The sequence below is a fragment of the Microtetraspora sp. AC03309 genome (assembly GCF_020826795.1).
GTDB lineage: Bacteria > Actinomycetota > Actinomycetes > Streptosporangiales > Streptosporangiaceae > Microtetraspora > Microtetraspora glauca.
Map to the genome: position 1 here is coordinate 1 of NZ_JADDIL010000664.1, position 373 is coordinate 373.

The following is a 373-nucleotide window of genomic DNA, read 5'->3' on the forward strand; positions in this document are numbered from 1 at the left end:
GCCGTGCATCCCGGACGCGTGCAGCCGCGCTCACGGCCGAACAGCATCAGCCGCTGTGCTGCAGTGGCGATGCGGCGGGTGCGGCCGAGGTAGAGCGGCATGTTGGTGTGTTGGTCGTAGATGGCCAGGTAGTGCCAGGCATGGGCGGCCAGCCGGATGACATCGGGAATGGACAGTTTGGACCCGCTGGTGGTGATGGCGAAGCCCGCGCCGGCCAGGAGTTCTTGCAGTGTCGTGGTGACCACGATCGAGACGGGTAGCCCGTTGTGCCGCCCGAGCGGCCCAGACATCAATGTGCTGCGGGTCATGGCCAGCAGGGCGTCGTGGGTGCGCTGGGCGGGATTTCGGGTGTCGGCGTCGATCTGGTCCTGAG

Annotated in this window: 1 protein-coding gene; it reads right to left on the bottom strand. The window is 67.3% G+C overall.

Going from position 1 to position 373, the window contains the following annotated elements; translation table 11 throughout:
* The coding region (locus IMZ11_RS44850; protein WP_228649925.1) for a DUF222 domain-containing protein at positions 1 to 373 on the bottom strand (373 nt) is incomplete at both ends.